At 66.1% G+C, this 15,376-nt stretch carries 9 protein-coding genes; 3 read left to right on the top strand and 6 right to left on the bottom strand.

The features are described from left to right. The 4 genes from I7X43_RS04915 to I7X43_RS04900 all read right to left on the bottom strand — a co-directional run. A partial coding sequence (locus I7X43_RS04915) for a cadherin-like domain-containing protein (protein ID WP_198099755.1) occupies positions 1–1,955 on the bottom strand: 1,955 nt, incomplete at its 3' end. 52 nt (positions 1,956–2,007) lie between these two features. Beyond that, a complete protein-coding gene (locus tag I7X43_RS04910) occupies positions 2,008–3,426 on the bottom strand; it encodes an HlyD family type I secretion periplasmic adaptor subunit (protein WP_198099754.1) in 1,419 nt (472 codons plus the stop codon). Further along, positions 3,423–5,615 (bottom strand): type I secretion system permease/ATPase, encoded by a 2,193-nt coding sequence (locus I7X43_RS04905; RefSeq protein ID WP_246480123.1) that lies wholly within the window; start codon positions 5,613–5,615, stop codon positions 3,423–3,425. Before I7X43_RS04905 ends, I7X43_RS04910 begins: the two co-directional genes overlap by 4 nt. Then, complete coding sequence (locus I7X43_RS04900; RefSeq protein WP_198099753.1) at positions 5,612–6,991, bottom strand: TolC family outer membrane protein; 1,380 nt, start codon at positions 6,989–6,991, stop codon at positions 5,612–5,614. Before I7X43_RS04900 ends, I7X43_RS04905 begins: the two co-directional genes overlap by 4 nt. A 375-nt stretch (positions 6,992–7,366) precedes the next feature. On the opposite strand from I7X43_RS04900, the gene I7X43_RS04895 reads away from it, so the two are divergent. Together I7X43_RS04895 and I7X43_RS04890 are read left to right on the top strand one after the other, a co-directional pair. After that, a complete protein-coding gene (locus I7X43_RS04895) occupies positions 7,367–10,378 on the top strand; it encodes a ligand-binding sensor domain-containing diguanylate cyclase (protein WP_198099752.1) in 3,012 nt (1,003 codons plus the stop codon). Positions 10,379–10,406: 28 nt separating this feature from the next. Beyond that, a complete protein-coding gene (locus tag I7X43_RS04890) occupies positions 10,407–10,829 on the top strand; it encodes a hypothetical protein (RefSeq protein WP_198099751.1) in 423 nt (140 codons plus the stop codon). Between the two features lie 60 nt (positions 10,830–10,889). Here I7X43_RS04890 and I7X43_RS04885 read toward each other — a convergent pair whose 3' ends face one another. Continuing rightward, positions 10,890–12,941 carry an NADPH-dependent 2,4-dienoyl-CoA reductase gene (locus tag I7X43_RS04885; protein ID WP_198099750.1) on the bottom strand — a complete coding sequence of 684 codons (2,052 nt, stop codon included), beginning with the start codon at positions 12,939–12,941 and terminating at the stop codon, positions 10,890–10,892. Between the two features lie 141 nt (positions 12,942–13,082). Between I7X43_RS04885 and I7X43_RS04880 the strand changes: the two genes are divergently transcribed. Beyond that, positions 13,083–13,991 (top strand): DMT family transporter, encoded by a 909-nt coding sequence (locus I7X43_RS04880; RefSeq protein ID WP_198099749.1) that lies wholly within the window; start codon positions 13,083–13,085, stop codon positions 13,989–13,991. Positions 13,992–14,012: 21 nt separating this feature from the next. Here I7X43_RS04880 and I7X43_RS04875 read toward each other — a convergent pair whose 3' ends face one another. Then, positions 14,013–15,209, bottom strand: a complete 1,197-nt coding sequence (locus I7X43_RS04875; RefSeq protein ID WP_198099748.1) for a glycoside hydrolase family 18 protein — start codon at positions 15,207–15,209, stop codon at positions 14,013–14,015. Between the last annotated feature and the right edge of the window lie 167 nt (positions 15,210–15,376).

Below are 15,376 nucleotides of genomic sequence, written 5' to 3'. Positions count from 1 at the left end.
ACCGCCGCGTTGGCCGCCACCGGCGCATCATTGACCGGGCTCACCGTGACGTTCACGGTGTAGGTGTTGCTGCCGCCCTGGCCATCGCTCACCGTGTAGGTGAAGCTGTCCGGGCCGTTGTAGTTCGCCACCGGCGTGTACACGTAGCTGCCGTTGGCATTCACGGTCACCGTGCCATGGGCCGGGTCGCTGGCCTTGGCGTAGCTCACCGCATCGCCATCCACATCGCTACCCGTGGGCAGCGTGCCATTGACCGCCGTGTCTTCGTTCGTCGTGACCGCCGCGTTGGCCGCCACCGGCGCATCATTGACCGGGCTCACCGTGACGTTCACGGTGTAGGTGTTGCTGCCGCCCTGGCCATCGCTCACCGTGTAGGTGAAGCTGTCCGGGCCGTTGTAGTTCGGAGACGGGGTGTAGACGTAACTGCCATCTGCATTGACCACCACCGTGCCATGGCTTGGATCACTGGCCTTGCCGTAGACCAGCGGGTTGCCTTCCGCATCCGACGCCGTCGGCAGGCGGCCACTGAGCGGTTGGTCTTCGCCCGTGACACCCGTTCCAGGGGCCGCCACCGGTGCGTCGTTGGTTCCGATGACCGTGATGGTCAGCAGGGCCGTACTCTGGGCGCCATGGTCATCGGTCACCGCAAAGGGAATGCTGAGCACGCGCGTTTCGCCGGCTCCCAGTGCCTGGTAGGCACTGACGGACGGATCAAAGCTGTAGCTGCCATCGGCATTGAAACTCAACCCGGCCGGTGCGGCACTGGTCAGGGAGTAGGTCAAGATGGCCGAGGTGTCGCCATCAGTGGCGTTGACCCGCCCCGACACGACCGCTGCATCTTCATTGGAAGTCAGACCTGCGGCCTGGGCCATCGGGCCATCGTTGCTGCCCGCAATGCTCACACGGATCGTGGTCGACGTGCCGTCAATGGTGGTGACGGTGAAACCCTCGGCAGGCAGACTCTCGCCCAAGCCCAGCGCCTGAACCGCCGGATCGGCGTTGTTCAGGTTGTAGGTCCAAACCCCCGTCGCACTGATGGTGAACGTGCCATGTTCCCCAACCACGGTTTGCGCCACAAAGGCAGCCTCACCCGCGTCCGGGTCCACCACGGTGAGGGTGCCGCCGGTTCCGATCCGAATATCTTCCTGCGTGGAACCCGAGGCCGCACCGGGAGTTGCTTCGCCAATGATGGCGCGATCCGCCACGGCCGTGACGTCAAACGTCAGGGTGTTCGGGGTTGTTGAGAACACCCCCTGGCTGTCCTGCACTGAAAACTGGAAACTCGCGTAGTCCGTGCCATTGGCATCAGCGGCTGGAATGAAGACCAAGTTCCCCAGTTGATCGGCCGCAATCACCTGCCCCGCCGTGACGGCAACGCCACTCAGCAGCAGGGTGCCTGCTCCAGGCAAGGTGTCGATGCGCACCGCCTGCAGGGTTTGGCCCACGTCCGCGTCGGCAAAACCAAACACAATCGCCGCCAATCCAACGCTGCCATCCTCAACCAAGGTCAGTCGATCGTCGGCGCCCGTTGGCGGGGCATTGCCTTCCGTTCCCGCGCCTCCCGCCGTGCCGGACCCGGTGGTCCCGGATCCGCTGGTTCCCCCAGTCGAGGCCGGATTCACCACCTCATTGACCCGATCCAACCGAACCTGCGGCGCCACTTCCCCGCCTGGCGTTCCCCCCGCACCCGGCGCACCAGCAGCCGGCGCTTCGAAGGTCAGCTCCCCGTCGCCCGCCAGTACAGGATCAATCTTGGCGGCCGGCGCCGCCGCCACGGCCACCATGCGCGGCTCCGACAGCTCCACCAAACCGTCTTGGGAGGTCAGGATGACATCTCCCTTGTGCACCACGTCGCCCAATTTGAGGAGCTCCATGCTGCCGTCGACCCGCCGAATAAAGGCCTTGCCTTGCAAGCCAAGAACGATGGTGCCGGTATGTTTGGTAATGACAGGCATGTGAGTCTCCTAATTCGTGCTGGCGTCCAAACGCCAGTGGCCATGCGCGGGATCAACGCTCGCGCAGCGCGTTGTCTTTAATCTTCAGAACGGGCTTGAGCAGGTAGGCCAAGATGGTCTTGCTGCCCGTCAGCACGTCCACCTCGGCGGTCATACCCGGAATGATGGGAAGCTTGTCGCCCAACTTGCTCTTGAGCGTGCGCACCCGCACCACATAAAAGGCATTGCCCTTTTCATCCACCACAGTGTCAGGGCTGATGTTCTCGACCACCGCCTCTAAACCGCCGTAAATCGAGAAGTCGTACGCAGTGAACTTCACTATTGCGGGCTGTTCGGGGTGGATGAAGGCAATGTCACGCGGCAACACCTTGGCCTCCAAGACCAAGGCGTCATCCAGCGGAACGATTTCAACCAGGTCTTTTCCGGGCTGGACGACCCCCCCCACCGTATTCGCCAGCAAGCGCTGGATGCGTCCGCGCACTGGGCTGCGAATCTGGGACTTGTCGACCTTGTCATTCAAAGCCACGGCGCTCTCATTGAGCGCGTTCAAGCGACCCAGGGTTTCCGCCAACTCTTTTCGCGCCTCGTTGCGGAACGTGAGCTCGGTTTCGGCCACTTTGCGCTGCGCCTCTCCCACGGCCGCGGCCACGCGCAGGATTTGTGCGGCGGACTGCTCCGCCTCACCGCGGCTGCGCGCCACATCGCGCTCCAACTTGATGATGTCGACTTCCGAGACGGCGCCGGACGCCAGCAAGGGCCGTGTGCGGCTGAGCTCAGCCTGCGCCAACTCCAGCCCCCGCTCCGCCGCGACTTTGCGAGCGCGCATTTCACCCAGCTCTTGCTGCCGCTGCTGCAACTGCTGGCTCATGATGGACACTTGGCCAACGAGTTCCGCCCGACGCATCTCGAACAGGCGCTTCTCTTCATCCACAACGCGCTGATCGTCCGGCTCGGTCGCCACCGGGGGCAAGAACTCCGAGCCCTCGGCGAGAGCCTTCAAACGGGCCACACGAGCCTGCAGCGACAAGCCCATCGCTGCGTTTTCTCGCGCACCCGACGTCGCCCGTGTTTCGTCGATCTTGAGCAAGACCTGGCCCTTGTCGACCACATCCCCTTCCCGTGTGAGGATGGCCGTGACCACCCCGCCGTCCAGGGACTGAACCGCTTGCAAGCTGCGCGACGAGACGACCTTGCCTTCACCGCGAGTCACCTCGTCCACGCGGGCAAAGGCGGCCCAGATCAGCAAGATGGCCGTGACGCCCGCCGCCGTCCGGACCAAGCGCCGCGCGTTGCGGTGGGTCCGAGCCTGCAGCCACTCCTGCGCCTCTTCCTCAAAGTTGCGAACGGCCGGTGACACCACGGCTGGTGCGCGGTCATCGGCCCACCACAGAGCGGCCACCCGGCGCCACCACGGACTGGCGGCAGGTGGGGCCGCGTTCGGCAGCGAATCCGGTGGAAGCGGTGCACTCATGATTGGGCCTTCGCAATGCGCCCAGCCGCCAGGGCTTCCATGATGCGATCCCGCGGTCCATCGGCCACGATGCGCCCGCCGTCGACCACGATCACGCGCTGCACCATGGCCAACATGGAAGTCCGGTGGGTCACCAGCACAACCGTCCGACCTTGTGCAAATTGGGCCATGCGCTGCGTGACTTGCGCCTCGCTGCTGAAGTCCATCGCACTGGTGGGCTCATCCAGCAACAGGACGGGGGCGTTGTGCACCACAGCCCGCGCCAGACCCACACACTGCCGCTGGCCGCCCGACAGCAAATCACCGCGCTCACCGACCTTCATGTCCAAGCCCCGGGGATGCCGTTTGACGAAGTCGGACAAGCCGGCAATCTCAATGGCCTCGATCAACGCGGTATCGGTGGCATGCGGTTGCCCGAACAAGATGTTTTCGCGCAGCGAGCCATAAAAAAGGTTCACCTCTTGGGACACATAGGCCATGTTGCGACGCACGTCGGACATGTCCAACTGCCGCATGTCCACACCGTCAAGCAAGACCGCACCCGACGTCGGTTGGTACAGCCCCAGAATCAAGCGCTGAAGCGTGCTCTTGCCGGAACCCACCCGGCCAATGATGGCCACGTGCTCACCCGGCGTCAGCGTGAAGCTCACACCATCCAGCACCTTGTCGTCCCGCCCCGGGTAGGCAAACCCAACGTTACGGAACTCCACCTGGCCCCGCAGCACCGGGCGCTCCAGCTTGACCTCGCCCTGCCCACGTTCTTGCGGCTGCGCCATCAGGCGCTCCAAGCCATCCAGGGCCGTGCGCGCGTTTTGGTACTGCAGCATCAACCCGACCAGGGAGCCCGCTGGGGCCAGCGCCCGCGAGGCCAGCATCGAACACGCAATCAAGCCCCCCATGGTCAACTGCCGATCCGCGATCAGGTACACCCCAATGACCACCAACACCACCGGCGCGAGCTGCATCAGCGTTTGGGTGCCATTGGTGGCGCGCGCCATCAGCTCGCGCATGCGCACTTGGGTGGCACTCAGGAACGCATTGGTCCGTTCCCATCGGGCTTGCACCAGGCCTTCGCCACCCTGCGTCTTTACCGTCTCCAAACTGGCGATGGCCTCCACCAAGGTGGCATTGCGCTGGGCGCTGGCTTGGTAGGTGGTCTGCGCCAAACTTTGCAAGCGCGCTTGCAGGGCCCAACCCAAAGCCAAGATGGCGGCACCTAGCACCAGCACAGGAATCGTGAGCCACGGCGAGATCCACAGCATCACCAGCAAAAAGAGGACCGTGAACGGCAAATCAATCAGGGCCGTCACCGTGCCCGCGGCAATGAAGTCCCGAACCTGCTCAAACGCGCGCAAATTGGAGGCAAAGGAGCCCACCGACTCGGGTCGGCCCTCCAGGCGCATGCCCAGCACGCGCTCCATGAGGACCGCGGACAGGCGCACATCCACCCGCGCGCTGGCCTCATCCACAAAGCGGCTGCGCAGCAAGCGCAGGAGCAGGTCGGCCCCCAATACCAACAACACCCCGAGAGCCAGCGCCCACAAGGTATCGAAGGCGGCATTGGGCACAACCCGGTCGTACACCGTCATGGTGAACAGAGGCACCGTGATGGCAAACAGGTTGATGAGCACCGCCCCCAACAGCACATCTTTGTAGAGCCCGCGCTGCTCGAGCAGCGCCCCCCAAAACCAGTGATTCGCCCAGGGGTGCTCGGCCGGCGCGGTCACCGACGGTTCGGTCGAGGCGCGCGCGTCAAAACGGAAACGCGGACGCACAAAGAGCGTGAGCCCCGTGTACCGGGCTTCCAACTCGGCCAACGAAAGCGTCACCTCACCCGCACCCGATTCGGGCAGCAGCACGCGCGCGGTTTGCCCGTCATCGCTCCACCCGCCCAGCACGCAGGCCCGGTTGTCCTGCAAGAGCAAGATCACCGGCAAGGCCACCCGGTCAATGCCCGTCAGGGCCATGCGCTGAATCCGCGCCGTCAACCCGGCACGGTGTGCGGCGCGCTCGGCCAAGGCCAAGCTCAGCCCTTCGCCCGTCTGCGGCAGGCCCGCGCTAAGCGACGCCCGAGAGGCGGGCAGGCCATGCATGCGGCACACCTCGACCAGACAATCCAGCAGCGGGTCCGGTCGCGCCAAGTCCTCCCGAACCAGGGATCCTGGGGTGGAGGACTTCGTGGGGTTCAAAGCAGGCTATCCAGGGAGGTCACAGCGGTCGGGCACCGGCCGGGGGCGGCCTCTGCGGCCTGCCAGCCCTGGGCGCCTTCGTCTTGTTGCACCCGGCTCAGACCCAACACCCGGGTCAATTGCCCAAGCGCAGCATGCGTGCGCACCGCCGCCAGGGCCCGGTCGAACTGGGCATTGGCCAACGCCCGCTGTGCGACATAGGCCTCGTTTTCCGCGTTGAGCATGTCCAGCAGACTGCGTTGACCAATGTCGAACTGCTGTCGGTAGGCTTGCCGGGCGCGTTCGATGGCGTCGGTGTTCGCCTGCAGCAGTTGCAACTGGTCCCGCATCTTGGTGACGTCGTTGAACGCGATGACCGCTTGCTGGGTAACGTCGCGACAAGCCTTGTCGCGCAAATCGCTGGCTTGACCCAAGAGCGCCACCTGCTCGCGCACCCGGGCACGATCGGCCCCACCATCAAACAGGTTCCAGCTCAGCAGCACTTCCGCGCCGCTGTCACCACGGCGACCCTCCAAGCTGTTGAAGTTGTGGCCCCGGCCGGTCTTGGCCTTGAACTCCACGCGCGGCTGCAAGGCGCTTTCACGCGCCTGAACCGCCGCCTGGGCGGCGCGCACGCCTTCCACGCCCGACTGAACCGCCGGGTGCTGGCTCACCGCCGTGCCGGCCAGCGCTTGCACCGTCGCGGGCAGCTGCGTATCCAGCACGGCCAACGCGCCAGCTTCACGGCGCGGCGCCTCGCCCACCACTCGCTGATAGCGAGCCACCACATCATGGAAGTTCGAACGCTCGGTGATGAGGTTGGATTCAGCCAGCGCCAGACGCGCTTGCGCTTGTTCCAAGTCCACGCCACGACCCACGCCGGCCTTCACCCGCGACTCGATGCGCTGAAGCGCCTTGCGGTGCTCGGCGACGTTGTCGGCTGCCAAACTCACCAAACGGCGGAAGCGCTGCACATCGATCAACGCCCGGCTGGCTTCCAACGCGGCAGATTCCGTCGCGTCCAAGAGGTCGAAATAGCGCGCCAAACGCTCGTGCGAGCTGCGCTTCACCTCGTGCTGCGTCCCCAACCCGTCCCAGAGCACCTGGCTCAGGGTCAAACTGACGCCTGACCGTTTCACGGTCGAGCTGGGAATGGCCTCATAGGTGTAGCGGTCTTGACCGGCATCCGCGCTCAAGCCGATCTTGGGGCCCCGCGTCGCCTTGGCTGCCGTCCATCCTTCCGTCGCTGCGCGGTAGGCATTCAAGCGCGCCGCCACCTCAGGGTGACTGGCCAGCGCCTTTTCGGCCACGCTCTTGTAGGCCGCCGCGTCCTGTGCCCAAGCAGCAGGGGCCACAGTCAAAGACAGAAGGATGGAAAGCAAGGTGCGATTCAACATCGTTTCAGGGGCGCCGTTCACGGGCACCCAGCCTTTCTGGAAAGGGTGGAAGTAGTCGCCAGCACGCACCCCAAAAGGGTCCCCGCCGGCAGCGCCATCCCGCCACCCAAACCAACCGGGGCGGAGACAAACGGTTACAAGCATTCTCAAAGACACCAGCCCCTCGAATCCCCCCGCAACGAGGGGGGATTACCCCCAGGATTTCGTGAAGTTTTTCGCACCGAAGGTCGTGCCATCAGGCGCCCGTGGTTTTCGGGTTCGGGCCGACGGCCCACCCCAGCCCGGCGGCGCCGGTTCGGCTAGGGGAGTTCAGGAGTCCCTGTTGGGGCCCCACATGGCATGATCCTTCGCCCCAATGAAACCCTTGGATGCGGGATGGGATTGCGCTGGTTGTTGTGGATGGTTTTGATGGTGTCCCTGCCCAATCTGGGGCAGGCGCAGGCGCCGCAGTTCACCTCCGTTCCGGTTCCGCGCGGGGTGGTGGCCAGCTTGGCTCAGGACCGCACCGGCTTTCTGTGGATTGGCTCGGGCAATGGCCCCCTGCGCTACGACGGCCACACGCTGCGCCCCATGGAGCTCCAAACACCCGAGCGCCGAAACCTGGGGTGGATTCGCGCCTTCGTCGCGGGCGCGGACGGGCGCATGTGGATGGGGACGGAAGTGGATGGCTTGGCCGTCTTCGAACCCGACCGCAACCGCGTCCGTTTGCTGGGCCCCGCCAAAAGCGCGCCCATACGCGCCCTGGCGCAAGACCAGCTGGGGCGCATTTGGGTCGGCACGATGGGGGACGGCCTCTCGCGCTACGACCCAGGGCAAAACCTTTTCGAGACCTTGCCCCTGCACGGGTCAGCCGGGCGGGATGGGGCCATTTTTAGCCTGCTGGTCGACCGACAGAATCGAGTTTGGATCGGGCACGGCCGGGGTTTGGCCCGCTGGGACCCTGGCAGCCCTCAGGCCCGCGCCCTGGAGGCGCTCGAACACAGCGGGGGCGTTCGCGCCTTGCTGCAAGACCCTCAAGGCCGGATTTGGCTCGGCACGGGAGATGGGCGGCTGGCTTGGATCGACGAGCGGGGGGCAGTCCAGTGGCTGGCCACACAGCGAGACGGCGACATCACCAGCTTGGCCCTGGGCCCCCTGGGGGAGCTTTGGGTGGGCCGTCGCCAGGGCCTGGACCGACTGGACTTGCACGATTTGCAGTGGGCCGAGCGCCTGCAATTCCAGCCCGGCTTGGTGAACGGGCTGGCGGGCAACGAGATCACGGCCCTGTTGCGCGACAAAGACGGGGCCATCTGGGTGGGGGGGTTCGGTCTGGGCCTACAACGGCACCGCCACAGTGCGTCCATTCAAGTCCGGGGCGCCGACACCGACCCGGCCAGCCCCCTGAGCCGCCCGGACATTCGCGCCCTGGCGGTGCGTCATGATGGAGAAGTGCTTGCCGCCACCCACCGCGGCCCCGTGGCGCGGCTCAACACCTCGCTGCTGACCACCGGTGGTTTCCCCGGGCTGCCGCGCGGGCATGTCGAGGCCCTGCTGGAAGATCCCCAGCGGCGCATCTGGTTGGCCGGTGCCAACCAACTTGTGCTGCGGGACTCCAGCGGCCAATTGATCCGGCAGTGGCAACTGGAGACCGGACGCATCAACACCCTGCGCTGGCAGCCCGATTCCGGCCTCTGGTTGGCGACCGAATCGGGCTTGTGGCGCCTAGGCAGTCTGCGCGACGACCGTCCGCAGGCCCTGCCCTTGTTGCGCCCGACGGGCTCGGCCGAGGTGTGGGCCACGGAACCCGATGGGGAAGGCGGGCTCTGGGTGGGCAGCGTGCGCGGTCTGTTGCGCTGGCGGCCCGGCAGCCCCCACTTGGAGGCCGTGCCCTCGGACCCACAAGCGCCCTTGGGCTTTGGCGCGGTGTTGGGCTTGCTGCGCAGTCCAGAGGGCACGCTCTGGCTGGACACCCCGGTGGCGGGTTTGCACCGCTTGAGAGGCTGGGACACCCAGGGCCGCGCGCAGTTTGACCGCATCAGCGAGCGCCTCGGCCACGGCGGCCGCCCGTTCGGCGCCAATCTGCGCCAGGATGGGCGCGGACGGATCTGGTCTCAGTCCTTTGTCTACGACCCCCAACAAGACCGTCTCGATACGCTGGAGGCCGCCGACGGGGCGCGCTTTGGTACGCCCTGGTTTTTCGTTCACGCGGACATGGGCGATGGACGCTGGCTGTTCGGGGGCTCCCAGGGCCTTTTGGTGGTCCAGCCGAACCGGTTCGAACCGCGCCGCGAGGCCCCCCAAGTGGTGCTGGCGGACGTGAGCCTTGAAGGGCGCACCTTGGAGCCCGACGCGCTCCAAAACGGTTTGGACTTGCCCCCCGGAACCCGCAGCCTGAGTCTGCGCTTCTCCGCTCTGGACTTTGATGACCCGGAACGCTTGCGCTACCGCCACCGGCTGGTGGGTCACGACACCGATTGGACCGAGTCCAATCCAGGGCAACCCACTCTTACCTACACGCAATTGCCGCCGGGCGAACACCGCCTAGAAGTCCAGGCACGGCTCGAACAGGGGGATTGGAGCGGTACTCCGTTTGCCCTGACCATCCACCAACAGCCAAATCTTTGGCAACGAATCGAATTCAAGGGCCTAGCAGTCTTGATTGCGCTTGGGGGGGCAGTTTGGCTTGGCCGATGGCGCACACGGCAGCTCCGCGCCCGTGAAGCCTTGTTGCAAAGCTTGGTGGAGGCCCGCACCACCGAGTTGCGGGAAGCCAGCCTGACCGACCCTCTCACGGGCCTGCACAACCGTCGCTACCTGACCCAGCGCATCCACCAGGACCTGAACCTGTGCCTGCGCTTGCGTCAGCGCACCCACGGCACGCCCACCGAAGCGGATTTGATGGTCATCCTGCTCGACTTGGACCATTTCAAGCGCATCAACGACCGCTACGGTCACGATGCGGGCGATGCCGTGCTGGTGCAAACCGCGGAACGCCTGCGCCAAGTGTTCCGCAGCACCGACAGTCTGGTGCGTTGGGGCGGCGAAGAATTCCTGATCGTGACGCGTGCCAGTTCGCGCAAGCACACGGCCGAGGTGCTAGACCGACTGCGCAGCGCCTTTCATCACCTGCCCTTCAAATTGCCGGATGGCCAGACCCTGAACGTGACCCACTCGGCCGGATTGGCCATGTTCCCACTCGACCCCGATGCTCCGTTGGCCTGGGACTGGGATCACCTGCTGCGCCTTGTGGATCAGTGCCTGTACGAGGCCAAAGCGAGCGGCCGGGATGGCTGGGTCGCGGCCACCGACTGCTATGGGCTGCACCCGGATACCTTGCCCTCCCACCATTGGATGCAGGACCCCCGCCTGAGTGTGCTTCGCTCGCAGCCGTTCCGACCCGAAGCCTGACCCCTTTTTCAACACCGAGGAGACTGTGATGAACCTGCGCACCCTGGCCCTGTTGGGCCTCACCGCCCTGGGCAGTGCCCATGCCCAAAGCGATCACGAGTTGAACCAAGTGGTGCTCAAGCTGGAAACCCCGGATCGTGCGGCCTTTGACGCGGTGTCAAGCGCGGCCCTGCCGCATTGCAAGGCGCTGAGCACCTCCATGCAACGCGGCACATCCGGCGACAAGGTGGTGGAGCGCTACGTCATCGACACCGTGTGTCCCCAAGTGCGCACGGCCCCCCAAGCCGAAGCCCTGCGCAAGGCTGTGAACCAAGCCATGGGCAAGGCCGATGGACGTTTGGACGTGACGCTGTTCTGGCAGCCGATGCCCTTTCATGCCGTCCCCGGTGCACCCGCGGCGGCCCAACGCGAACGCCGCCCCGCCCCGAAGGACGACGGCCACAAGCACTGACCCCTGACCTCACAAGAAAGCGGGCGCCTCCCGGGCGCCCGTTTGCCGTTCAGCGGCCTCTTACAGCGATGCCGCCAGCTCCGTGCCTTGGCGGATGGCCCGCTTGGCGTCTAGCTCCCCCGCTTCCAGCGCCCCGCCAATCAGGTGCACCGTCAGTCCCAAGCGCTGCAGGGGCTCCTGCAGTTCGCGCAGCGGCTCCTGGCCAGTGCACAGGACGATGGTGTCGGCCTCAATGAGCTCGGCGCCTTCGCGTTTCTCGCCCCAACTGACCACCAGGCCCTCGGGGGTAATGCGCTCGTAGTTGGCACTGCCGCGCATCTCCACGCCCTTCATCTTCAACACCGCGCGGTGGATCCAACCCGTGGTCTTGCCCAGGCTCGCCCCCGGCTTGCCCGCTTTGCGCTGCAAGAGCGTGATGGCGCGGCTGGCCGCCTCGGGCTGGGGCTTGTTCCAGCCCCCCGGCGTCAGGGCCGGGTCGCCGACGCCCCAATGCTGGTTCCACGCCGTCGGGTCCAAGGTCAGGCTGTGCCCGGCCTCCAGCAGGTACTCGGCCACATCAAAGCCGATGCCCCCAGCGCCGACCACGATCACCTTCTGGCCCACCGGCTTGCGCCCCAGCAGCACGTCCTGGTAACCCAGCACCTTGTGCGCCACCTCAGGTGCGTCCTGACCCGGAATGCGCGGGTTGCGCGGCGTCACGCCCGTGGCCAGCAGGACCACGTCGTAGCCTTTCAAGTCCTCCGCCGCCACGCGGGTGTTCAAGCGCAGGTTCACGCCCACCCGGCCCAGCCGGTGGCCAAAGTAGCGCAGCGTCTCCTGGAACTCTTCCTTGCCCGGAATGCGCTTGGCCAGGTTGAACTGGCCGCCGATCTCGGCCGCCGCATCAAACAGTGTCACCGCGTGGCCGCGCTCGGCCGCCGTGCAAGCCGCCGCCAGGCCGGCCGGGCCCGCGCCCACCACTGCCACGCGCTTTTTTACCGGGCTGCGTTCAATGCGCAGCACCGTTTCGTGCGCAGCGCGCGGGTTGACCAGGCAGCTCGCGAGCTGGTTCTTGAAGGTGTGGTCCAAGCAGGCCTGATTGCAGGCGATGCAGGTGTTGATCTCATCTCGCCGGCCCTCGCGCGCCTTCTTCACAAAGTCAGGGTCAGCCAGGAAGGGCCGCGCCATGCTGACCATGTCCGCCGCGCCGTCGCTCAGCACCTGCTCGGCCACCTCGGGCATGTTGATGCGGTTGGTGGCCACGACGGGAGTGGTAAGCCCTTCGGCGCGCAGCCCCTCACGCAGCTTCTTCGTGACCCAGGCAAAGCCCGCACGCGGCACGCTGGTGGCGATGGTGGGCACACGCGCCTCGTGCCAGCCGATGCCGCTGTTCAGAATCGTCGCGCCGGCCTGGATGACGCCGCGTGCCAACTGCATCACCTCGTCCCAGCGCTGGCCGTCGGGGATCAGGTCCAGCAGGCTGATGCGGTAAATGATGATGAAGTCCGGCCCACAGGCCTCGCGAATGCGGCGCACGATCTCCACCGGCAGGCGCATGCGGTTTTCGTACGCGCCGCCCCACGCGTCCGAGCGTTGGTTCGTATGCGTGCAGAGGAACTCGTTGATGAAATAGCCTTCGCTGCCCATCACCTCCACGCCGTCGTAGCCGGCCTCACGGGCCAGCTGGGCGCAGCGCACAAAGGCCCGGATTTGCCGCTCAATGCCGCGCTCACTCAGCGCAAAGGGCTTGAAAGGCGTGATGGGGGATTGGATGCGCGAGGGCGCGACGGTGAACGGGTGGTAGCCATAGCGGCCCGCGTGCAGGATTTGCAGGGCGATCTTGCCGCCCTCGGCGTGCACGGCCTTCGTGATCACTTGGTGGCGCTCGGCCGCCCCGCGGGTGGTGAGCATGCCGGCAAAGGGCTTGACCCATCCGGCCACGTTGGGCGCAAAGCCGCCCGTCACGATCAGCCCCACCTCGCCGCGGGCGCGCTCCGCAAAGTAGGCCGCCATGCGGTCGAAATGCTTGCGGCCATCTTCCAGGCCGGTGTGCATGGACCCCATCAAGACGCGGTTGCGCAGGGTGGTGAAGCCCAAGTCCAGGGGCTCTAGCAATAGGGGGTAGGTGCTCATTGGGGGATGGTAGGCGCAGCCTTCCCGTTTGATGCCCCCCGTCCCTAGAGGGCCGCCCCGATCGAATTGCCGGGTTTACCCGCGTCGCCCGCGACCTCGCGGCGAAACACCCCAACCCCACGCCCGGGCATGATGCGCACCATGCGCTCGCTCCCCTTGCTCGCCGGCCTCGCCACCATTGGCGTGTGGGGCTTGAACTTTCCGCTGCAGAAGGCGCTCTTCGGGCTGATGGGCCCGATGGCCTTTGTAGGCCTGCGTTACCTGATCGCTCCGGTGTGTGCCGTCGTGTTGCTGTGCGTGTACTACCGCGGATCTTGGCCGCGTTTGAGCCATGCGGAATGGCTGCAGTTGCTGCCGGTGGCCTGGATTGGCCAAGCCTTGCACTTGCTGCTGGCGGCCGAAGGCCTACAAAGCTCCACCCCCTTTTCCGCCAGCGTGCTGCTGGCCTGCGGTCCGGTGTTCACCTTGCTCATCCTGCGGCTGCTGGGCTCCGAACCGCTGGGCCGGGCCCAATGGTGGGGCGTGGGCGTGGCCGCCGCCGGTGCCCTGGCCTTCACCGCCGACAAGCTGCTGGCCCACGCGTGGCAGGCCAGCTTGGGCGACGGCATCTTGCTCCTGGCTGCGGCGCTCTTCAGCTATTACTCGGTCGCCAGCAAACCCCTGATCCAACGCCGGGGCGGTGTGGCCGTTCTGGCTTATGGCACCCTGCTCGGCGCGCTGCCCGTCCTGCTGTACTGCGCGCCCGCCATGCGCGAGGTGGCGTGGTTCCACCTGCCCCCATGGGCCTGGGTCGGCAGCCTTTGGAGCGTGGTGGGCGGCGGCTTTCTGGGGTGGCTGGCGTGGGGCTGGGCAGGGGCGCAGCGGGGTGTCGGACGCACCGCCCCCTTGATTTACCTGATGCCCATCGTGGCCGGCGGTTCGGCCTGGGCCTTCATGGGCGAGGCCTTCACCGTTCAGAAGCTGGGCAGTGCCCTGTTGATTCTCAGCGGGGTGGCCCTGGCACAGTTCGGCAACCGCAAAGTCCCCATCGATAGCCCGCCGGGGGATTGAGCGCCCCCGCGCCGCGGCCGCTCAAGGGGCGCTCATCGCCCGCAGGAGCTCCCCGTTGTCCTGCTGTGCCTCCCAAGCAAACACGCCGCCCAGTCCTTGCGCACGCGCCCACGTCGCCTTGGCACGCAAGGTTTGCGGGCTTTCGAAACTGACCCAGAGCTGCCGCTGCGGGTGCCAAGCCCAGGCCGCGCCGCGTGCCGCGTCCCAACCCTGGCGCCAGCCGGGCTCCCGCAAGCGAGCCCCCCAGTCGCGCCAGCCGATGGCCCCGTCGGCGTTCAAGCCCGCTCCCGTGGCCGCCGCGCCCACTTCGGGGCGCGTGACGCCGCGCCAGGCCCGCCCATAAAACGCGGCGCCGGCCCACAGCTTGGGCGCCGGCACGCCAGCCGCCCGCAACGTTTGAACACTTTCTTCCAAACTGTCGTCCTGGCCCGCGCCGAGCAAAGCCGCGTGGTGGCCCGTGCGCGCATCCCAAGCGCCGTGGTAGTCGTAACTCATGATGAACACCTGGTCCAGCAACGGCGCCACCGTGGGCCAGTGCAGACGATTCAGGATGGGGCGGGTGGCATTGATCGCGATCGACAAACGGTAGCGTCGGCCCTGCTCCTGGCCCAAAGCATCCAGGGCTTGGCGCAATTCCGCGAGCAAGGCCGCGTAGTGTTCACCGTCGCGGGCCGAGCCCAAGGCGACGCCATTCGCGGCCCCGTTCCCCCCCGGGTGCTCCCAGTCGATGTCCACGCCATCAAAGGCGGGGTGGGTGACCAAGAATCGCTGCACCGCGTCGATCAGCACGCCGCGACTTTTCGACGTTTCGGCCATGGCAAAAAAACCGTCGGATCCACCCCAACCCCCGATCGACATGAGCACCTGCAGCCCCGGCTGGTTCTGTTTGCGCCCCTGTAGCCGGTGGTTCAGCGCCCGTTCCAGTGGGCCCTCGGTCAACTCATGGGCGCGTTTGCCCCGGCAGCGCTCGGCATCTTTGGGCAGCGCGCGATCGCCACACAGCCGCAAAAAAGCCACCAGCAGCACATCCACACCCTGCACAGGCACCGCATCCAAGGCCGAGAGCCCGGGCTCCGTGTACACATACAGCCCCCGCCCGAGCGGAGCGCCCCCCCAGGCCAGGGGCTGCACCATCAGGAGCCCCACACCCAGTGCGCGCACCCATCGGACGAAACCATACCTATTAAATACCACTTTGGCACCACTTATCAAAAACATGAACCAACCGCCCCGGGTCAGGTGCGTCCAGCCTCAATTGCTCGAGGATTTTTGCAGCCGAGCCTCGAAAACACCACAGATTTCCGGGTAAACACGGACAATAAAGTGGTAGCAATGTGGGCTCTATTGGTTCTATAGTGGACTGCATTAATCGCCCACCTTGCCGT

Source organism: Inhella gelatinilytica (genome assembly GCF_016093295.1).
Lineage (GTDB): Bacteria > Pseudomonadota > Gammaproteobacteria > Burkholderiales > Burkholderiaceae_C > Inhella > Inhella gelatinilytica.
Note: the sequence above shows the minus strand (reverse complement) of the source record. Positions and strands in the feature narration are given on the sequence as shown.